The 20086-nt window shown below is 69.4% G+C and carries 20 protein-coding genes; 7 read left to right on the forward strand and 13 right to left on the reverse strand.

What is annotated here, in order from left to right:
* The first annotated feature begins 44 nt into the window (after positions 1–44).
* The gene (locus IE307_RS27110; protein WP_191302208.1) at positions 45–887 is read left to right on the forward strand and encodes a LysR family transcriptional regulator; all 843 of its coding nucleotides are present in this window, start codon (positions 45–47) and stop codon (positions 885–887) included.
* On the opposite strand, the gene IE307_RS27115 is transcribed toward IE307_RS27110, so the two are convergent.
* Genes IE307_RS27115 through IE307_RS27130 form a run of 4 tightly spaced genes read right to left on the reverse strand, consistent with a single transcriptional unit; the run spans position 880 to position 3724 of the window.
* Entirely contained in the window at positions 880–1899 is a 1020-nt protein-coding gene (locus IE307_RS27115; RefSeq protein ID WP_191302209.1) for a CopD family protein, read from the reverse strand. The two genes, IE307_RS27110 and IE307_RS27115, sit on opposite strands and share 8 nt — an antisense overlap.
* A complete protein-coding gene (locus tag IE307_RS27120; protein ID WP_191302210.1) occupies positions 1896–2426 on the reverse strand; it encodes a copper resistance CopC family protein in 531 nt (176 codons plus the stop codon). The genes IE307_RS27115 and IE307_RS27120 overlap by 4 nt, the downstream gene beginning before the upstream one ends.
* The gene (locus tag IE307_RS27125; protein ID WP_191302211.1) at positions 2423–3157 is read right to left on the reverse strand and encodes a YcnI family copper-binding membrane protein; all 735 of its coding nucleotides are present in this window, start codon (positions 3155–3157) and stop codon (positions 2423–2425) included. Before IE307_RS27125 ends, IE307_RS27120 begins: the two co-directional genes overlap by 4 nt.
* Positions 3158–3208: 51 nt before the next feature.
* The gene (locus tag IE307_RS27130) at positions 3209–3724 is read right to left on the reverse strand and encodes a hypothetical protein (RefSeq protein ID WP_191302212.1); all 516 of its coding nucleotides are present in this window, start codon (positions 3722–3724) and stop codon (positions 3209–3211) included.
* A 59-nt stretch (positions 3725–3783) separates the two neighbouring features.
* On the opposite strand from IE307_RS27130, the gene IE307_RS27135 reads away from it, so the two are divergent.
* Entirely contained in the window at positions 3784–5433 is a 1650-nt protein-coding gene (locus IE307_RS27135) for a BCCT family transporter (protein ID WP_191302213.1), read from the forward strand.
* Here IE307_RS27135 and IE307_RS27140 read toward each other — a convergent pair.
* Positions 5411–5845 carry a DUF6474 family protein gene (locus IE307_RS27140; RefSeq protein WP_191302214.1) on the reverse strand — a complete coding sequence of 145 codons (435 nt, stop codon included), beginning with the start codon at positions 5843–5845 and terminating at the stop codon, positions 5411–5413. The two genes, IE307_RS27135 and IE307_RS27140, sit on opposite strands and share 23 nt — an antisense overlap.
* A gap of 83 nt (positions 5846–5928) precedes the next feature.
* On the opposite strand from IE307_RS27140, the gene IE307_RS27145 reads away from it, so the two are divergent.
* Positions 5929–7572 (forward strand): TM0106 family RecB-like putative nuclease, encoded by a 1644-nt coding sequence (locus tag IE307_RS27145; RefSeq protein WP_191302215.1) that lies wholly within the window; start codon positions 5929–5931, stop codon positions 7570–7572.
* 13 nt (positions 7573–7585) lie between these two features.
* Positions 7586–9214 carry a cyclic nucleotide-binding domain-containing protein gene (locus IE307_RS27150; protein ID WP_191302216.1) on the forward strand — a complete coding sequence of 543 codons (1629 nt, stop codon included), beginning with the start codon at positions 7586–7588 and terminating at the stop codon, positions 9212–9214.
* A 28-nt stretch (positions 9215–9242) separates the two neighbouring features.
* On the opposite strand, the gene IE307_RS27155 is transcribed toward IE307_RS27150, so the two are convergent.
* Entirely contained in the window at positions 9243–10001 is a 759-nt protein-coding gene (locus tag IE307_RS27155) for an SDR family NAD(P)-dependent oxidoreductase (RefSeq protein WP_191302217.1), read from the reverse strand.
* A 336-nt stretch (positions 10002–10337) separates the two neighbouring features.
* On the opposite strand from IE307_RS27155, the gene IE307_RS27160 reads away from it, so the two are divergent.
* Positions 10338–12119: a gamma-glutamyltransferase family protein gene (locus IE307_RS27160; protein WP_191302218.1), complete on the forward strand. Its 1782-nt coding sequence runs from the start codon at positions 10338–10340 to the stop codon at positions 12117–12119.
* Here IE307_RS27160 and IE307_RS27165 read toward each other — a convergent pair.
* The 3 genes from IE307_RS27165 to IE307_RS27175 all read right to left on the reverse strand — a co-directional run bounded on the left by IE307_RS27165 (position 12116) and on the right by IE307_RS27175 (position 13099).
* Positions 12116–12334 (reverse strand): hypothetical protein, encoded by a 219-nt coding sequence (locus IE307_RS27165; RefSeq protein WP_191302219.1) that lies wholly within the window; start codon positions 12332–12334, stop codon positions 12116–12118. The two genes, IE307_RS27160 and IE307_RS27165, sit on opposite strands and share 4 nt — an antisense overlap.
* Positions 12335–12431: 97 nt before the next feature.
* Complete coding sequence (locus IE307_RS27170; protein ID WP_191302220.1) at positions 12432–12776, reverse strand: hypothetical protein; 345 nt, start codon at positions 12774–12776, stop codon at positions 12432–12434.
* A gap of 65 nt (positions 12777–12841) precedes the next feature.
* Positions 12842–13099, reverse strand: a complete 258-nt coding sequence (locus IE307_RS27175; RefSeq protein ID WP_191302221.1) for a hypothetical protein — start codon at positions 13097–13099, stop codon at positions 12842–12844.
* A 73-nt stretch (positions 13100–13172) separates the two neighbouring features.
* Here IE307_RS27175 and IE307_RS27180 point away from each other — a divergent pair, with 73 nt between their 5' ends.
* Positions 13173–13985: a helix-turn-helix domain-containing protein gene (locus tag IE307_RS27180; protein ID WP_268250410.1), complete on the forward strand. Its 813-nt coding sequence runs from the start codon at positions 13173–13175 to the stop codon at positions 13983–13985.
* A gap of 2 nt (positions 13986–13987) precedes the next feature.
* Positions 13988–14167, forward strand: coding sequence for a DUF397 domain-containing protein (locus tag IE307_RS27185; protein ID WP_191302223.1), 180 nt, complete (start codon positions 13988–13990; stop codon positions 14165–14167).
* Positions 14168–14287: 120 nt separating this feature from the next.
* Here IE307_RS27185 and IE307_RS27190 read toward each other — a convergent pair whose 3' ends face one another.
* From IE307_RS27190 to IE307_RS27205, 4 genes are all read right to left on the reverse strand, one after another.
* A complete protein-coding gene (locus IE307_RS27190) occupies positions 14288–14662 on the reverse strand; it encodes a hypothetical protein (protein WP_191302224.1) in 375 nt (124 codons plus the stop codon).
* Positions 14663–15001: 339 nt separating this feature from the next.
* Complete coding sequence (locus IE307_RS27195; protein WP_191302225.1) at positions 15002–16153, reverse strand: methyltransferase domain-containing protein; 1152 nt, start codon at positions 16151–16153, stop codon at positions 15002–15004.
* Positions 16150–18858 (reverse strand): glycosyltransferase family 4 protein, encoded by a 2709-nt coding sequence (locus IE307_RS27200; RefSeq protein WP_191302226.1) that lies wholly within the window; start codon positions 18856–18858, stop codon positions 16150–16152. Before IE307_RS27200 ends, IE307_RS27195 begins: the two co-directional genes overlap by 4 nt.
* Positions 18851–19972 carry an SHOCT domain-containing protein gene (locus tag IE307_RS27205; protein WP_191302227.1) on the reverse strand — a complete coding sequence of 374 codons (1122 nt, stop codon included), beginning with the start codon at positions 19970–19972 and terminating at the stop codon, positions 18851–18853. The genes IE307_RS27200 and IE307_RS27205 overlap by 8 nt, the downstream gene beginning before the upstream one ends.
* Positions 19973–20086 lie beyond the last annotated feature (114 nt).

Below are 20086 nucleotides of genomic sequence, written 5' to 3' on the forward strand. Positions count from 1 at the left end.
TCGGTGCGGCAGCGATACCCGGCCGGTATGGATACCGTGGTGGGGTGGAGACCCGAGAGCTTCGGTACTTCGTCGCGGTCGCCGAGGAACTGCACTTCGGCCGGGCAGCCGACCGGCTGGGCATCGCCCAGCCGCCGCTCTCGCGCACGATCGCCCAGCTCGAACACCGTCTCGGCGTCGCGCTGCTGACCCGCACCAGCCGCAAGGTCTCGCTCACGAACGCCGGCGCGGCGCTGCTGGACGAGGGGAGGGCCATCCTCGGTGCGGTCGCGGCGGCCGAACGGCGAGCCCGGGGTGCGGCGGACGACGAGCCCGGCCTGGTGCTGGCCGCCAAGGCCGGTGGGTCCGGTGAGCTGCTCGCGAAGCTGCTCGACGCGTACGCCGCCGAACCCGGTGCCGTGCCCGTCGAGGTGCTGCTCGTCGAGTCCAGGGTCCACGCCCCGCTGCTCGACGGCCGTGCCGACGTCGCGCTGATGCACCAGCCGTACGACCCGACGACCGGACTCGACGTGGAGGTGCTGCGCACCGAGGGGCAGGTCGCGGTCATGCCGAGCTCGCACCCGCTCGCCGGTGCGGCACAGCTGAGGCTGGCCGACGTCAGCTCGTTGCCGGAGCTCGCGCGGTGGCCCGAACCGGACGGCGGCTACCCGGACGGTTCCGGCGTCGAGGTGCGGAACCTGACCCAGCTGTTCCAGATGGTCTCGCTGGGCCGTGCCGTCGCGGTGCTGCCGGAGATCGCCAGGACCGCCCTGCTCGAAGGCATGACCGCGGTGCCGGTGGTGGACGCGGAGAGGGTGTCGACGGTGATCGCGTGGCCGCCGCACAGCAGGTCACGAGCGGTCGCGGACCTGGTCCGCGTGGCAACGGGGTTCGCCGAGGTCAGCTGACCGGAGCGCGGCTCAGCACCACGGCGAGGCCGAACGCGACGCCCATGATCGTCACTTCCAGGACCGCCCACTGCACGATCGCGGTGACCTTGTGCTGGGCGATCTTCGGCAGCAGCCGCCAGCGGACGTGCGCGCCGAGCAGTGCGATCAGTCCCGCGCACACGAGCTTGCCGAGGAACAGCAACCCGTAGCCGGTCGTGAACAGCGACCGCGGGAACGGCACGACCGGGTTGAGGACCAGCTCCAGCAACCCGTTGAACAGGCCCGTCACCGCGACGACGACCAGGCTGACGGTCGCGATCCTCGAGAACTTCGGCAACGCGATCGCGAGCAGGCCCTTGCGGTAGGCGACCAGCGCGATCAACGCGCCGAGGCCACCGGTCCACGCCGCGGCGCCCAGCACGTGCAACTCCATGGAGACCATCGAGTAGTCGTGGTACTTCCAGTTGGAGGCGTGCCCGGTCACCGGGATCGGCAGCAGTCCGAACATCGAGATGAGAATGCGCAGCTCAGCGGGCACGGACTCGCCACTGCGGACGGCCATCACGCCGATGACCACGTAGACGAACGCGCAGACGGCGCTGAACAGCAAGCCCTTGCCCGCGCCGACGGTCGCGATGTAGTCGATCGCGTTGCCGATGCTGACGTCGCTGCCCGGCCGCAGTTCGGCGGCCTGCAGCACGATCGCGAGCAGGGCGGCGACCACCCAGACCGCGGCGGCGACCACCGCGGCGGGCCGGGCGATCCGCATGACCGGTTCGGTGTGGGTGGGGCGGTCGAAGCCGAGCAGCTTCGGCAGGATCGACAGTCCGACGACGACCGTCGCCGAGATGTCGAGCAGCACGCGTGTGACCGGCAGGCCGTACCGGACCGCCGCCCCCGCGTCGAGGGCCCCGGCGACCACGGCGGGTGGTGCCAGCACGAGGCCGAGCGCGACGCCCGCGAGCGCGCCGGACACCAGTCCGGCGAGCACGCGGTAGTGGGTGGGGGCAGCGGTCCGGACGTCGCTCATGCCTTCGTGTTCCCGCCGCGCAGCGCGAAGAACACGCCACCGCCGAGGAGCACCACGGCACCGACGATCCACACCCAGACCGGCAGGCCGTCGTCCGAACCGGAGTTCCCGGTCGCGGCGTCGGCGTTCGCCGGTGCGGTGGGCGTGCCCGTGCCGTCCTTGGTGAGGGTGAACGTCAGCTCACCGGACACGGGGTGGCCGTCCGCGGACAGGATGCGGTAGCCGATCTTGTACTCGCCGGCCTTGCCGAGCGCGTTGACCTTGGCGGACACCGCGGTGTCCTTGATCGTCGGATCACCGGCGACCTCGTAGTGTCCGCCGTTCGAGTCGGTCACCGAGATCGCGTTGATGCCCTGGCCGCCCTGCACGTCCTGGTCGAACGTCAGGGTGATGCTCGAGGGACCGACCTCCAGCGAGGACTTGTCCTTCGGGTCGCTGCCGATGAGTGCGTTGTGCGCCGCCGCGGGGGCGGCCGTGGCGAGCACGGCCGCACCGGCGAACAGGAACGCGATCAGCGCGCGCTTCATGCCTTGCGCTTCGAACGCAGGATGGCGCCGACGCCGAAGCCCAGGCCGAGCGCGCCGACGGCCAGACCGGCGCCACCGAGGTAGCGGGCGGTCTTGTCGGAACCGGCCGCCGACGCCTCGTGCGTGTCACCGCTGGTGGCCGTGCTGGTGGCGCTGCCGTGGCCGTGGTCGTCCGCGCCGGCGGCCTTCGGGGCGAGCTTCAGCGCGGGCGCCGGGTGCTCCGGCTCCTTGCCGTCCGCACCGGTGGCCTGGGCCCAGTCGACGACCTCGCCGTTCTCGTAGGTCTGCTTGGTCGGGAGCTCGAGCTTGTCCTTGCCCTCCGGCAGCGTGCCGATGGCGACGAAGAACTCCTGGTACTCGTTCACGTTGATCTTGGTGCCGGGCTCGGCGGTCCACGTGATCGACGTGAACGCCTCGGTGATCTCCTTGCCGGCGACCGTCACGGGCTTGGCGAGCTTGCCCTTGACCGCCTCGGCCTTCCAGCCGGCCAGCGGCTTGGTGCGCACCGAGGTGAGCGGCGTGTCCTGCGGCAGCGTCACCTCGATCTTGGTGGTGCCGGCGTTGTCGCGCTCGTTCGGGACGCGGAACGCGAAGGTGGCGCGGCCGCCCTGCGTGAACTCCGCGGGCTGGGCGCTGACGTGCGCCGAGGCGATGGTCGGCGTGCCGAGGACGGCGATTCCTGCAACGGCGAGGACGGCGAGCGTGCGCACGCCGAATCGATTTGTCGACATGAAGTTGTGGCTCCTGATTGCCAAAGGGGGTTCGCTGGGGGATACGGATGATCAGGAGTCACAGGGCGGGCCGCGCCGCCGATTCGCACGCACGACGTCGAGGTACTGCGCGTTCTGGACGTACGGCGTGCTGGTGAACGTCCGCGCCGGAGTCGAGACCGGCAGCGGCGTGAGCCTGCGGGGGATCAGGCGGGTGACGGCGGCGAACAGCCTGAACAGGGCGTTCTCGGCGTGGAAGAGCAGCAGCCCGGTCAGCGTCGCGGCGACGAGGTGCGCCCCGAACATCTGCCAGGTCAGCGTGTCGGTGTGCTCGTGGTTGACCCAGGTGAGCAGCAGGTGCTGCGCGAGCTGGGCCGTGCCGAGCCCGGCGATGACGGAGAGCTTCCCGGTGCGCTTGTCGGCCAGCGACGCCGCCGCGAACGCGATCAGCACCACCAGTGGCAGCGCGTGGATGAACTCACCGATCTCGCCGCCGCCCAGCCCGTGGGCGGTGATCGTGAGCGCCGCAGAGGTCAGCGCGAGTGCGGCACCACGCAGGGTGCGCAACTCACTCGACCGTGTGCTCACGGGAGTTGAGGGTAATCGGAGGAGTTTGGACAGGTCTACCAGCGGGTAGTCCGGGCCGCATGACCGTTCAATGCGACAAGCCGGGCCGTACCGACCGGGTCGTCTTCGGCGTTGCCGCAGGTCTCACGCTTGCGTTCGTGACCTGGGGAATCGTCGGCACAGAGAGTTTGGCCTCCGCCTCGAAGGCGGCGCTGGGATGGATCATCCAGCATCTGGGATGGGCTTTCGTGCTCTCCGCCACCGGGTTCGTGGTCTTCGCGCTGTGGCTCGCGTTCAGCCGCTACGGCAAGATCCCGCTCGGCCAGGACGACGAGAAACCCGAGTTCAAGACCGTGTCCTGGGTCGCGATGATGTTCAGCGCCGGCATGGGCATCGGACTGATGTTCTACGGCGTCAACGAGCCGCTCACGCACTTCGTGAAGCCGCCGCCCGGCTCCGACGGGGATCCGCTGGAGACCGCGATGGCCACCACGCTGTTCCACTGGACGCTGCACCCGTGGGCGATCTACGCCATCGTCGGCATCGCAATCGCGTACAGCAGCTTCCGCCGCGGCCGGTCCTCGCTGATCAGCTCGGCCTTCGCACCGCTGCTCGGCAGGCGCGCCGCGTCCGGGTGGGGCAGGGCGATCGACGTCATGGCGATCTTCGCGACGTTGTTCGGCTCGGCGGCGTCGCTGGGTCTCGGCGCGCTGCAGATCGGGTCGGGCCTGCAGGCCGCCGGCTGGGCGGGTGAGGTCGGCAAGGGTGTGCTGGTCGCGATCATCGCGATCCTGACCGTGGCGTTCGTCGCGTCCGCCGTCTCGGGTGTCGCGAAGGGCATCCAGTGGCTGTCGAACATCAACATGGTGCTGGCCGTGACGCTGGCGCTGTTCCTGTTCATCGTCGGACCGACGATCTTCATCCTGAACCTGGTGCCCACGGCCCTCGGCGACTACTTCCGCGAGCTCGCGACGATGGCCGGCCGCACCGCCGCGTCCGGTGGCGACGCGACCGAGACCTGGCTGTCCGGCTGGACGATCTTCTACTGGGCGTGGTGGATCTCGTGGACGCCGTTCGTCGGCATGTTCATCGCGCGGATCTCGCGCGGCCGCACGATCAAGCAGTTCGTCGCCGGCGTGATCCTGGTGCCGTCCGCGGTGTCGCTGGTGTGGTTCGCGATCTTGGGTGGCACGGCCATCTTCGAGCAGCGCAACGGCGCTGACATCGCCGGTCAGTCCACTCCGGAGTCCCAGCTCTTCACGCTGCTGGACCAGTTCCCGCTCGCCGCGGTCGCCGGTGTCGTCGTGATGGTCCTCGTGGCGATCTTCTTCGTGTCCGGCGCCGACGCCGCGTCGATCGTGATGGGAACGCTCTCGCAGGAGGGCACGATCGCGCCGAAGAAGCCCGTGGTGATCTTCTGGGGCGTGCTGACCGGTGCCGTCGCGGCGGTGATGCTGCTGGTCGGCGGGTCGAACGCCCTGACGGGACTGCAGAACCTCACCATCATCGTGGCGCTGCCGTTCATGGTCGTGATGGTCGGTCTGTGCGTCTCCCTGGCCAAGGACCTGCGCTCGGACCCGATGATCAGGCGCGAGGAACGCGTGGCCGAGGTGATGGAGGAGGTCACCGCCCACCTCGACCCCGGTCAGGTGGTCGAGGAGGCGGCGGTCAAGGCCGTGGCCGAGGTGACCGGGAAGACCCCGGACGTCAGCGCACGTTCAGGCGCCTGAGCAGTTCCTGCTCCAACACCTCCAGATCGGTTCCGACGGCCCGGTGCGCTGCTTTGCGCCGGGCCGTCGGCATGCGTTCGGAAGCGCGAACGGCGGCGAGCAGCTGTGCGAGCCGGCTCTCCGTCTTCGAAACCCAATCGGAATCTGTTGCCCGCAGTGTCTCGAGCGACTCCGAAAAGCCGACAATTCGCGCGTGCAGCCGGGCTCCGTGACCGGAGTACTTCCCGATGTCCGCGACATCGATGCCGAGCCGGCGCGCCCGATAGCGGTCGTACTGCTCGCTCAAAACCCCAGCTCCGCGGGCGATCACCGGGGCGAGCACCGGAATCAGCGCGGGAGCCACCACCTTCGCGACTCCGACCAGGCTCTTCGCCCTGCTGGGCGTGAAACCGGCCTTCGCTTTGCGCGCCATTCGGGTACACCTCCTCCGTCACGTGAAACCTACTGCCCAGGTTGCCGACACAGCAGGTGGACGCGCGACATACCCTGCAACCTGTGACTTTCCAGGTGCAGCTAGACGCCGGCGTGGTCACTCGTTGTCGGCGGCGGGTGCACCTCGAAAACGATCCGGTCATGCGCGACGTCCCCAAGGCGGCGCCGGATCCGGCTTCGGAACAACGGAAAGCGGACGCGACGAACCACCGTCGTGCGGTGGCGGACGCTCTCGGCAGAATTGTCGGCTCGAATCTCTTCGAGGTGCCGAGCGGACCCGACGTGCGCAGTGCGGACCGGGAACGGGTGACGCTCGCGGCCATGGAGATGGGCGCGCCGTACATCTGGGGCGCCGCACTGCCCCGTGATCCGCGCGGTGGCCGCCGGGGCGGAATCGACCTGCTGGTCAAGGACTCCACCGGCTACGTGCCGGTGCTCGTCGTCCGGCACAAGATCACCGATCCCGGTCAGGGCGCCCGCACGAGCCCGTTGACGATGCCGTTGCCCGACGGCAGCCGCACCGACCCGCACCGCAAGGTCAGGCCCCAGCCCCGCGACCAGCTGCGGCTGGCCCACGCGCAACGGCAGCTGCAGGCGGCCGGCCACGCGCGCAACGGGCGCGCCACCGGCGGCGTGATCGGCATGGACGCCGACGTGGTGCTGTGGCACGACCTGGAGGCGCCGACGTGGCCGGGCGGCCGCAACGCGCTGGCCGAGTACGACGCTCGGTTCAGCGACCGGCTGGCGGTGGCGCTGGCGGCCGCGAACGAGAAGGACGCGCTGGCGAAGCCGTCTCGGATCGTCGACTGCAAGACCTGCCCGTGGTGGCCGAAGTGCGACAGCGACCTCAGGCGGGGCAGGGACGTCAGCCTCGTCGTGCGCGGCGAGGACGCCGTGGCGCTGCGGAAGATCGGTCTGTCCACTGTGGACGACCTGGCGGAGCTCGACCCCCGCGCCGACGGCCCGGTCCAGCTCGTCGGCATGCCGTTCGGCGACGCCGTGGTGCTGGCGCGGGCGTGGCTGCGCGACCTGACGCTGGTGCGCCGCGTGCCCGAGATGAACGTGCCGCGCGCCGACGTCGAGGTCGACGTCGACATGGAGAGCTTCGGCGACCTCGGCGCGTACATGTGGGGCTGCCTGCTGTCCGGAAAGGACATCGACGAACCGCACGGCTACCGCGCCTTCGTGACGTGGGACGCCCTGCCGTGCGACGACGAGGCCCGTTCGTTCGCCGAGTTCTGGACCTGGCTGACCGGCATCCGCCTGCGCGCCAAGGCACGCGGCCTGTCGTTCCGCGCCTACTGCTACAACGAGCTCGCGGAGAACCGCTGGCTGCTGGCGTCGGCGGAGCGGTTCGCCGGCAAGCCCGGCATCCCGACCGTCGCGCAGATCAAGGAGTTCATCAACTCCGACTCCTGGGTCGACCTGTTCGGCATCGTCCGCGAGCAGTTCCTGTGCGCGCACGGCAAGGGCCTGAAGGTCATCGCGCCGGTCGCGGGCTTCTCGTGGCGCGACCCGGAGGCCGGCGGCGAGAACTCGATGCGCTGGTACCGGGCGGCCGTGGGGCTGAACGGCGACGAGCTCGACATCGCGCAGCGGCAGCGGTTGCTGGAGTACAACGAGGACGACGTCCTGGCCACCCACCGCCTGCGCGAGTGGATGACCTCGGACGCCATGTCCCGCCTGCCGTACGCCGGAGATCTCTAGCGAGGAGGAAGCGGTGGAGACCGAGTCGTCTCTCGTCACCATCGTTTCGTGTGACGTCATCAGGCATTCGTCGGCGGACGAGCGCGACCAGCTGGCACGGGTCACGGCGATCAACGACATGGTCGCCGAGGCCGTCGCCGGGTCCGCCGAGGGCGATGTCGTGTGGGCGTCCGGCGGGGACGGCGGCCACGTCCTGTTCCGGCAGGAGGCGTGGGAGCAGGCAGCCCTGGACCTCGCCTTCCGGTGGAAGGGCTGGTCCCTGCGCGAACGCGTGCCGTTGCGCATCGTCTGCCACCGCGGCCCGGTCGCGCACATCACGGGCGCGGACGGCCGAAGCCAGCCCGTCGGCCACGGGATCAACGACGCCGGCAACCTCCTGGCGCACGTCGACGTCGGGATCGTGGCGTCGGACGCGTTCCGGAAGGCGATGGCGCACGTTCCCGAGGTCGACTTCCACGACCCGCGCCGGCTGCTGGCGAACGACGGTCGGTTGCACTGGATCCACCTGCTGTCCTGCGGGCACGACAGGTCGTCCTGGGGGACGTCGTTCCAGAACGACCACGCCGCTCTGGAAAGCGCTGTCACCCAGGGCCGCAGCTGGGACATCCTCTACCACGCCAAGAGGATCTGGCAGTCCAGCTCCGAGGACCGCGCCGTCGCACGCGGCATCGAGGCGATCGAGCAGTCGAAGCTCAAGTTCACCGACAGGCGCACGGGCAAGGACGAGCTCAACCCGTTCCTCGGGCAGTCCCACCTCGACGAGCTGGCCGCGATGCTGCGGCTGGGCAAGCTCGTCGAGCGCCGCCGCGGCGAGTTCATCTGCCACTACGGGGACTCCGGTGACTCGCTGTTCGTGATCCTGCGCGGCGAGGTGGGCGTCTTCAACTCCGAGGGCGAGGACCGCCCCGGAGTGCTGCACACGTTGCGGCAGGGCGAGATCGTGGGCGAGCTCGCCTACGCCCTGGCACGGGACCGGACCGCGGACCTGGTGGCTCTCACCGACGTCGCGTTGCTGTCGTTCAAGTACGAGGACGTCCACCTGCTCTCGACCGCGTCCATCGGGTCGGCCGCCGCGCGCAACGTCGCCCTGTTCATCAACTACCGGGCACTGCAGCACGTGAGCGACAACGCCCCCTACCTGCTCGGGCCGGACCGCGACGGCCCGCTGAACGCGGGTGAGCGGGGATGGGACGAGACGCTCGCCGCGGTGCGCAGGCACGCGGAGCTGATCACGTTGCGCAAGCTGCCCTTCGAGCTGACCGTGGACCTCGTGTCAGCCGAGGCGCCGAAGCGCAAGGGGATCTACGTCCTCGCCGGTGGCACGCTCGAAGCGGAGGGCGAGCTGCTGGAGGGGCGCGACTTCCCGGTGCTGTGGGTGGACCTGCCCCGGTTCCTGTCGACCCGGCCCAGGACGTACGGGGTGCGCAGCCAGGTGGTCAAGATCCTGTGGATCGGCGCGGGGGGAATCGCCGAGCTGGATCCGGGCCAGCGGGCGGCCCTGCACCGGGAGCTGGGTGCCGTGACGGCCGAACCGGCTCCGGGCGGCACGATCAACCAGGTCGGGACCAACTCGGGGATCGTGATCCAGGCCGGGCAGGTGGAGAACCTGCACGTGCACCGCGGCCCCGAGCCGCCCGGCTGACACCGCGCGGCCCGGAACTGCCGGAGTTCTAGCGGGGTGCCATGCGGAGAGCGCCGTCCATGCGGATGACCTCACCGTTGAGGTAGTCGTGCTCGACGATCGACAGCGCGAGCTGCGCGTACTCCGACGGCTGCGCCAGGCGCTTCGGGAACGGGATGCCGGCGGCGAGGCCCGCGCGGAACTCGTCCGAGACCGTGGCGAGCATCGGGGTGTCGACGATGCCGGGTGCGATGGTCAGCACGCGGATGCCGACGTTGCTCAGGTCGCGGGCGGCCGGGAGGGTCATGCCGACGACGCCACCCTTGGACGAGGCGTACGCGACCTGGCCGATCTGGCCGTCGAAAGCGGCGATGGACGCGGTGTTGATGATGACGCCGCGGGCGCCGTGCTCGAGCTCCTCGGTCTTGCCCATGGCGGCGGCCGCGAGGCGCAGCACGTTGAACGTGCCGATCAGGTTGACCTCGATGACCTTGCGGTACAGGTCGAGGTCGTGCGGGCCGGACTTGCCGACCGTGCGCGTCGACGGGCCGATGCCCGCGCAGTTCACCGTGATGCGCAACGGGGAACCGGAGCCCGCGGCGGTGTCGACAGCGGCCTGGACCTCTTCGCCCGACGTGACGTCGGCGGACAGGTACGTCACGTTCTCGACCGCGTCGGCCTTCTCGATGGCGCTGGGCAGGTCGAGCGCGAACACCTGCGCTCCACGCGCCGCCAGCGCACGTGCGGTCGCGCCGCCGAGACCGGACGCGCCACCGGTGACGATGGCCGCGGTACCCGAGATCTCCATGCCTTCACCCTCCTCGAAGCGAACTGCTCGCGAGGAGGTTAACGCTCGTTACCTGGTGGTCGTTCGGTCGGTCCAGTGCAGCAGCGCGACCAACGGCACCGCTGCCAGCAACGCGAGGCCGATGAAGATCGTCGCGAGCGTCAAAATACCCATGCACAGAACTGTGCCGTTCGAAGCTGTTCGAAACATCGGCCGCGCCGGTAGTCCTCTGGTGGGAGATGTGTCACGGTCAGCTACGACCAAAGTCGTACCGGTCTCAGGGTCTGCTCCGTTCGGTCGTGGGGTCTGCGTCACTCGGAGTCCTGCAAAATAGTTAGCCCCGCGTACCTTTATGGGGTGTTCACCACGCGCCCCGAACTCGTCGGCACCTTCGGCATGGTCGCTTCGACCCACTGGCTGGCCTCCGCATCGGCCATGGCCGTGCTCGAGGACGGCGGCAACGCCTTCGACGCCGCAGTGACAGCCGGATTCGTGTTGCAGCTGGTGGAACCGCACCTCAACGGCCCCGGCGGCGAGGTGCCGATCATCTTCTCGGCGGCCGGAGCGGCCCCTCAGGTGCTCTGCGGCCAGGGCGTGGCGCCCGCCGGAGCGTCGATCGAGCACTACACCGGCCTGGGCCTGGAACTGGTCCCCGGCAGCGGGTTGCTGGCCGCGACCGTGCCGGGCGCGTGGGACGGCTGGCTGACTCTTCTGCGTGACCACGGCACCAAGACGTTGCGCGAGGTGCTCGACCGCGCGATCGGGTACGCCCGTGACGGCTTCCCCCTGGTCGAACGTGCCGTGCACACGATCGGGATGGTCTCCGACCTCTTCCGCGACCACTGGCCGACGTCCGCCGCGCAGTGGATGCCCGACGGCGTCCTGCCGGCCCCCGGCGGCCGTTTCCGCAACCCGAAGCTCGCCGACACGTGGGAGTGGCTGCTCGCCGCCGCCGAGGCCGCGGGAGCCGATCGCGAGGCGCAGATCGAGGCCGCGCGCCGGGCCTGGTCGCAGGGCTTCGTCGCCGCGCAGGTCGACGAGTTCTGCCGCTCGTCGTTCCGCGACGACTCCGGCCGTGATCACGCGGGTGTGCTGACCGGTGCCGACATGGCGTCGTGGGAGGCGTCCTACGAGGACGCGGTCGTCGCCGACTTCGGCGAGTGGTCGCTCGTGAAGGCCGGCGCGTGGACGCAGGGACCCGTTCTGGCGCAGCAGCTGCGGTTGCTGGAGGGTTACGACCTGTCCTACGTGGACGGCAAGCCCACCGCCGAGACCCTGCACCTGGCCGTCGAGGCGGCGAAGCTCGCGTTCGCGGACCGCGAGGCCTGGTACGGCGACGTCCCGGACGTGCCGCTGGAGACCCTGCTGTCGCGTTCCTACGCCTCCGAGCGCCGTGCGCTGATCTCGGACACCGCGTCCTTCGAACTGCGCCCCGGCTCACCCGACGGCCGCGAACCGTTGCTGCCCAAGCACATCACCAGCGGCCCGTCCGCACTGGTCTCCGACCCGACCGGTGCGATCGGTGAACCGACCGTGGAACGCTCCGGCGTGACGCGCGGCGACACCGTGCACGTGGACGTCGTCGACCGCTGGGGCAACATGGTCTCCGCGACCCCGTCCGGCGGCTGGCTGCAGTCCTCGCCGACGATCCCGTCGCTCGGCTTCTGCCTGGGCAGCCGCGCCCAGATGTTCTGGCTCGACAAAGACTTGCCGAACTCGCTGGCCCCCGGCAAGCGCCCGCGGATCACGCTCTCCCCGTCGATGGCGCTGCGCGACGGCCGCCCGGCGCTCGCGTTCGGCACCCCCGGCGGCGACCAGCAGGACCAGTGGCAGCTCGGCTTCTGGCTGGCGCACCAGGCGGGCCTGAACCTGCAGGAGGCGATCGACTCGCCGATGTGGCACTCGAACGCGTTCCCGAGCTCGTTCTACCCGAGGGCCTGGACGCCGGGCGAACTCGTCATCGAGTCCCGCGTCGGCGCGGACGTCCTGGAAGCGTTGCGGCAGCGTGGCCACCAGGTCGTGGACGCCGGCGAGTGGACCCTGGGCCGCATGTCCGCCGTGGCGAGGAACGCCGCCGACGGACTCCTGCGCGCCGGGGCGAACCCGCGCGGCACGCAGGGCTACGCGGCAGGCCGCTAGCCGCCGAGGACCTTGGTGCCGTCGCGGACCACGTCCACGTTGCCACCGGAGTCGTGCAGCGTGCTGACACCGGCGGACCCGGCGACGTCGCTGACCTTCCCGATCGGATCGACCTGGGGGAGCGCCGGCAACGGGCTCGCGCTCGCGGTGCCCACCAGCGCGGCGAGCGCACCCGCGGCGAGGCCGGCGGAAGCGACGATCTTCTTGATGTTCAAGGCGTTCCGCTCCGCGCGAGGGTGGAGAAAGTGGAACGGCGTCCGATTCGAGGGGGAGGGAATCGGACGCCGCCCCGGCCAGGAAGTGCTGGTCAGATCAGATGTCGACGGACGCGGCGCCGGTCGGCACGCCGGCCGGCTCGTTCAGACCGAGCAGCGTGGCGGCCGGAAGACCGTTCGCGCCGGCGTCGACGTTCTTGACCAGCGCGTCGACGTTGAGGTCCTGCGCGTTGATCGCCTGGATCTTGCCCGCGGCGTCGGCGGTGTTCACGGACGCGAGGTCGCCGGCCTTGGCGATGTCGCCCAGCTGGCCACCGAGGTCGGGCGCGGTGTGAACGGCGGCGGACCCGGTGTCCGCGTGTGCGATACCACCCAGGCCGAGCATGACGGTGGCGCTGCCGAGGGCAACAGCGGCCCCCGTGACGGTCTTCCTGAGGTTCATGGGCGCGAACGTCCCTTGTTCGGACCCTCTACATCAAGCTCCGTAACTCAGGCGAGGGAAGTTCTTCATCCTTTGGAGGGACGCCACTCCATTCCGACCGTGCACACCCGGATGCCCTCCCGCCACACCGTGATCGCGTACGTGCCCGATTTCGTTTCGGTGCGCGCCAGGAAGTCGGCGGCGCATTCGAGGGTGTACCGGCGACGCCACTCCTCGCCTTTCCTTATGTACCAACCGTGGTCGAGAACTTCCTCGACCTGGTCGAGATCCAGCGCACCACCGGGCAGCCGGCGGTGGTACTCGATGCGGTGGAGGTGGTCCATGACCAGGACGTTCCTCACCGCACCCCAGGAGTGAGAATCTCACTCTCCGGATCCCGCCCGTAACGTTTGGACCGTGGCTGAACCCACGTTCCGGCAGAAGCGCCTGGGAGAGGCGCTCCAATTGCTGCGCGAACGCGCCGGTATGAGCCAGAAGGAAGCCGCGGACCGCCTCGACTACAACGTTCCCAAGCTCAGCCGCATCGAGAACGGCCAGGTTCCGGACATCCACGCCTTGCGGGCGATGCTCGACATCTACGGGGTCATCGGCGACGAAGAGGCGCCGTACGTCGAAATGTGGGAGCTGGCCAAGGAAAAGGGTTGGTGGCGGGCCTTCGGGCTCGACGCGCAGGGTTACATCAGCCTTGAGCACGATGCATCACGTGTCCGGGAGTTCTCGCTCGCGGTCATACCGGGACAGCTGCAGATCGAGCAGTACACGCGCAACGTGTTCGACGGCGCGGTGATCAAGCGGTCCAGGAAATCGATCGAGAACGACATCGCCGTGCGGCAACGCCGGCAGAGCAGGTTGATCGGCGACGACCCGCTCGAGTACCACGTGGTGCTCTTCGAAGCGGCGCTCTGGCACGTTGATCGAGCTCAACTGCTGCACCTCGTGGACATCGCCCGCCTGCCGAACATCGTCATTCAGGTCCTGCGGGGATCCCCGCGGCTGCACGACGGTCTGTTCGGCTCGTTCACCCTGCTCGACCTGCCGTTCGCGGGGAATCCGCGGATCCTCTACATCGAGCACATGGCCGGGTCGATCCACATCGAGGACCCGGAGCGGGTGGCGACCGCTAGCCTTGTCTTCAAACACGTCTCGAAGCTGGCGTTGACCCCCGAAGAGTCCGCCGCGTTCATCGAGAGGCTGGCTGCCGAGAGGTAGGTATGTGGCGCAAGAGCAGCCGTAGCAACAGTGGCAGTGACGGCAACTGCGTCGAGATCGCGCTGACCGGCTCAGCCGCGCGCGTGCGGGACTCGAAGAACCGGACGACCTCCGAAGTCCCCGCACCTCACTGGGCAGAGTTCATCAACGCCGTGAAACGCGGCGACCTCGAAAATAACTGACTGATCGATCTATAACCGATCGTCACTATTCTGGTCGTATTGGACACGCGTCCGGGTGGCCAAACGAGTTCGAGGCCGCCCCATTGCGGGGCGACCTCGAAAGAACTGGCGGGCCGGAACCTAGGCGATGGCCCCCGGCGGCAACTTCAGCTTGAACGGCAGCGTCGTCACGACAGCCAGATCCGAGGCCGTCGCCTTCATCAGCGTGGGAGCGTTGCGCGCGCCGGGCTCAGGCAGGTCCAGCAGCCTGTCCACGGCCTCGACCAACGGGCCCTCGTAGATCCACACGGCCTGAGCCGGACGGGCCGAGTCGCGGACCGCGGGCAAACGCCCCGCACGCGCCTCTGTCTCCGACCAGAACAGGATCGAGTCGATGAAGCCTCTTCGCTGCTTGAACGCCATGATCCGGTCGAGCTGCCCGGCGTCGTCCCTCAGGTGGAGGAACTGAAAGCCGCTCTCGCGCAACTCGATGACCTTGTTCAGTGCGTGGTCCATGGCGCACCTACCCCTGTGAGGTCCCCTTCGGGTGACTGATCAGTCATACGACCCGAAAGGATCGTACGGTAAGTCAACGTTCCGCCGTAAGACGTACTCCGAACGAGTATCTCAATTGGCGGGCGCTTGTGGCGCAGGGTAATCGTTGGCCTTCTTGGTAGAGGAAACGGCCTGGAGTGCCGTCACGGTTCGCACCAAGAACACCAAACCGCCCAATGTGACTAATGTCACGGTGATCAACATGTGCGCCTCCGAGTGGGTCCTACACCCGTACTAGACGTGTAGCACTCACCCGGGGTTGCAGGTGGGACCGACACGGGGTGCCGGTCCCCGGAAACGTCAGCTCCGCAGCTTCATCTCGTACTCGCCGACCTCGACGAGGTACAGGTAGCTGACCCACGTCTCGCCCGCCCGCTGGTCCGGAACCGCCTCCAGCACGGTGCAGCCCAGCTGGTCGAACAGACCGCGCACCAGGTCGGTGTGGACGCCGTGCATCTGCATGGTCTTGTTCGACTCGGGCTTCGCGGGGGCGACGGGCTCTGCCTCCGCAGTGGCCTCCTCGTCGGCGCCTGCTTCCGCGACGACCTCGGCCGCCGCAGCGACAGCGGTGCCCGTCACGGTCAGCGGGACGCGGACCGTCTGGTTGCCGAGCTGCTCCCACCAGGCCACGTGCTCCTGGACGAGGTCGAGCTCCAGCTCGTACTCGCCGGGTGCCGACGGGGTCATCACCCGCAGGGACAGCGTCGTGGACTCGCCCGGCTGCAGCGCCGGCACGGTGACCCGGCCGTCGTCGTGGCGGACCACCTCGCCGTCGCGGCGCCAGTGGTTCGCCGCGTTGAGCAGCTGGCCGTACGGCCACACGCCGTCGCTCGTGTTGCGCACCGAGAGCTCGACGTACTGCGACTCGCCGGGCCCGGCCGTCGCCGGTGAGCTGACCACGGCGATCTCGGCGTGGCAGAACTCCTCGGCGATGGGGGTCGGCATCGGCAGGTGGCTCGGCAGCTGGAACACCAGGTGCCCGCCGGGCCGGACGATGCGGATCATCTCGAGGAGGTAGCGCAGCGACAGGCGCGGCGGGATGTGCTGCAGGGTGATCAGGCTCAGCACGAAGTCGACCGTGTCGTCCTCGAACGGCAGTGTGCTCGCGTCGTTGTGGATGAACCGGACGCGGTCGCCGTGCGGGTTGTTCGCACGGGCCTCCTCCAGCATCGACGCCGCCACGTCGACGCCGGAGACCTCCTTGCACCGCTCGGCGAGCGCGATCGAGAGCCTGCCGACGCCGCAGCCGAAGTCGACGGCGACGTCACCGATCGACTTGCCGTGCCGGGCGAGGAAGTCCGCGACGGACTGGACCTCGTGCCTGCCGCTCTCGAAGAAGAGCGCCCGTGCGTCGCCCCCGGCGTGTTCGCGCTCGGTCAGCACGGCCCAGTAGGGGTCGGTCGAACCTAGGTGCTCCCACGTCTCGCGAACTTCGCCGAGTTCAGCGCTCACCGGGAATCCTCCGAGTTTCGTCGATCGAGCTTGTTCTCGAGCTTCCTGATCTGACGGGCCATGTCGTCGAGCCGCTTGTCGTGCGCCGTCACCGAACGCGAGACCGACTCGAACGCCTGCTGGGCGCTGCCGACCAGCTCGCCCATGATCTTGCGCTGGTGCACGTCGAAGTGGTCGACCGCGCGCAGCACCGCCCGGCGCAACGCGGGGGCCAGCGGCAGCTTCGAGGGGCTGCTGGTGTCCGCTCGCCACTTCAGCGCCTCACGAGCCCTGGTGAACGGGTCGTCCGGCGCGGCCGGGTCCTGCTGGCCGCCGTAGATCGCCTGCCAGCGGGCGTGTGCCGCGCGGAGCTCGTTGCGCATCCAGGACGCCGCGGCCTCCATGGACCGGGTGCGCAGGATGTGCTGACGTGCCGCGTCACCGCGGCGACGGGCCTCGGCGGGGTTGTCCGCCACCTCGCGCATCGCCTTCGCGGCCGCGTCGAGGTCGGGGTCCGCCCACAGCGCGTCGGCCGGGTACGGGTACCAGCCGTCGCCGACCTCGACCATCTTGTACGGGATGGCCCAGCCGACCGACGGGTCGAAGAACTCGGTGGTGCTCGAGTAGTCGGTCGAGATGACCGGCATGCCGCGGACCATCGCCTCGGCGACGGTGAGACCGAAACCCTCGCTGCGGTGCAGGGAGACGTAGCAGTCGCTGTCGCGGTAGAGCGCGTTCAGCTCCTCGACGCTGAGGTAGCGCTCCATCAGTTCGATGCGCGGGTCGGCGGCGACCAGCAGGCGCAGACGTTCCGCCGCGTTCGTGTGCAGCTGGCCGTTCGTCGCCTTGATGATCAGCCGCACGTCCTGCCGGTCCGGCGGGAAGGCGCGGCGGAACGCTTCGACGACGCCCCAGGGGTTCTTGCGCCCGCCGGTGCTGTTGAAGTCGAAGGCGAAGAAGAACTGGGTCGGTTTGCCGGGTGCGCGCGGGGTCCGCTGCGGGACACCGGGGTCGAGCACCGGCACCGGGATGACCTTGACCGGCACCGATCCGTGCTGCTGGAACGCCTCGCGGCAGAACTCGCTGACGGTCCAGATCTCGTCGACGAACTCGTAGCCCGCCTGCTGCCACGGCGGTACTTCCTCGAGCTCCCACGCCCACAGGCCGATGCGGTACCGGCGATGACCCACCTCGGGGAAGCTCGCCAGCAGCACCTCCGTCTGGTCGGAGTTCACCGCCATCACGCTGACCGGGAACTTCGGCCTGCCGGTCGTGTCCGGCTTGTCGAGGTCCGTGCGGCAGGCCAGCGAGTGCTCCTCGACGACCGAGACGACAGGGACCTTCGCCGCCTCGACGGCCTTGAGCACGATCCGGCCCATCTCACCGAGACCGAGCTCGGCGGTCAGGTAGCCGGCGATGTTCACGCCGAACTCGTCGAGCGGAGCCTCCGCGGCCCTCGGCTCACGCGGCAGCGCCCAGGTCGGGACGACCCCTTCGTCCACGCCGTACGTGCGGCACCACTCGCGGAACGCCGGTGCGTCGGAGGCGCACGGCCACGGGAACGCCTTCTGCAGGTCGGGACGCATCGCCCAGGCGAGCATGGTCATCCGGTTGAGGCCCGCGGCCTCCTCCGGGGGCGCTCCGGGGCTGCGCAGCCACTCGATGAACCGGTCGTCGCCGCCGGGACCGAACGGGTGCGGCGGGATCTCGGTGATCGCCCGCTTGAACAGCATCTGCTTCGCCTCGGGCCGTTCGGCCTCGATCCAGGCGTGCCGGAACATCCGGCGCATCTGGATGGACACCCTCGTGCCGTCCGCGAGCCAGTCGTATCGGTAAGTGCTCTTCTCTGGAGGCCTGCGCCAGCCGGCGGAGACGAGCTCGTCACCGTAGGCGAGGCACAGCTCCCGCAGCTCCGGGTGGTCGGAGAGCAGGATGCGCGGCCGGTGGTCGCAGTGCTGGCTCAGCAGCCAGGGCTGGTCCGGGCGGTATCCGGCGAAGTGGAAGAACCGCAGGCGCTCGCCACCCGCGTAGAGAGTCCCGTCCGGGCCGCGGGTGACCGACCGCTCGTGCGCGTTCCAGTAGCCGATGTTGAAACCGGGGTCGCGCAGGATCGTGTGCCGGAAGAGCGTCGGGATCTGGTCGGCCCAGCGCTGGTCGACGAAGAGCTGCGCGCCGGGGTCGATGATCGCGTCCTGGCGCAGGCGTTCCGCCCAGAACTCGAGGAACTTCTTCGACCCCTGGCCCACCGCGATGAAGCCGAGGTCGAACATCCCCATCGCCATCATGCCGAGGTCGCTGGGTTCGTAACCGTCCCGCGGCATCGGCTCGAGGAGCCGCGCGGTGAGCACGATGTCGTGCTGCACGGCCAGGTCGACCACTTCGGGGTACGGCGCGAAGACCCGGATGTCCGGGTGCAGGAAGATCGCGGCGGGAGCGCCCTGGCTCAGCAGCTTGCGCAGCACCAGGGGTTTGACCGCGCCCGCGAGCTCGCCCGCGTCGTACGCGGTCGCCATGCGCTGGAAGGTCGTCTCGTCGAGGTCGAGCCAGCCCGGCCCGACCTCCGTCCACTGCTCCCGCGCCACGACACCGTCGGGACCGTCGATCACCAGGATCACGAACTCGTGATCGGGGTGGTGCTCGCGGTACGAGGCCGCGAGCACCTTCGCGGCGGGAAGTCCCGATCGCGTCGCGACGGTGCACGCGACCGGGATTTTCGGCTCAGCCATTCGCTTCGAGGATCCTGAGCTGTTCGGCGACGATCCGCGAGAAGACGTCGCTGGCCTTCTGCAGGGAGTCCGTGCTCACGACCTGGATGCGCACGATGGTGTTCTTGCTCGAGTAGTGCGCGCGGATGAGCGCCGGCTTGTCACCGGACTTGTCCACCTGGCTCGCCTGCACCCCGACCGGGGCCGACGGGATCGCCGCCAGGCCGTAGATGATCTCCTGCTGGGCGAGCTCGTCGCGGCCGGTGTCCGCCTGCGCCTTCGACCCGGCCTCCGTGGTGAAGATCAGCACGTGCACGCCGTTGTTCGCCGCCGCCGAGAGACGGGCCTTGCCCGCGCCCGCGGTGTTGTAGTGCTTGATCTCGTCCGGGGCGAGGAAGTTGCTCTTCTCCGCGTCGCTGAACGCCTGGATGTTCTTGTGGTCCTCGACGGCACCAGGCAAGTCCATGATGGACAGTGAGTCCTTGGGCTTCGTCGTGGTGGTGGGCGTCTGCGAGGTCGACTGCGTCGTCGTGTTCGCGGTGCTGCTGCCCGAATCGCGCCCGACGAACCACCAGACGCCGCCACCGATCAGCGCCAGCACCAGCACGACGCCGATGATCGCGAAGATCCTGCCCTTGCCCTTGCCGCCGGCCTCGTCGAAGACCTCGGGACCGTGGCTCCAGCTCGCCGGCTGCTGGTTGAACTGGTCGTAGTCGCCGCTGACCCACGGCGGCGGCGCGGGCGCCTGCTGCTGCGGACCCTGCTGACCCCACGGCCCCTGCGGGCTGACGGGCGTCACGAACTGGGTCCGCTCGGCGTCCGCCGACTGGCGCTGGGTGTTCACCACCTGGGTGGCGTCCGGGTTGGGGTTCTGCTGCTGCGGCGGCTGCGGCTGCTGGCCGGGCTGCGGCTGGTTGTGCACGACCTGTGTGGCGTCGGGGGACTGCGAGGTGGGAGGTTTCGCCTCCCACTTGAACGGACGGGCGAACGCGGCCTGCTGAGGCTGCTGCTGGGCCTGACCGCCGCCCGCAGAACCGGCCAGCACCTCATCTCGGCGCCGACGGTAGTCGTCAGCGGAGATCCGACCAGAGGCGAGTTCGTCGTCGAGCTTCTTCAGCTCGTCCTGCCAGGTCACCCCTGGCACCCCCTTCCGCGAGTACATGTACTCGAACAGTGTGCCTGGGTCCGTCGGGGTGAACCCGCGGACCTCTCGAAGTCGTGACCTGGTTGTGGCGCGCCCCACCCGCGT

This window comes from Lentzea cavernae, assembly GCF_014653695.1.
Lineage (GTDB): Bacteria > Actinomycetota > Actinomycetes > Mycobacteriales > Pseudonocardiaceae > Lentzea > Lentzea cavernae.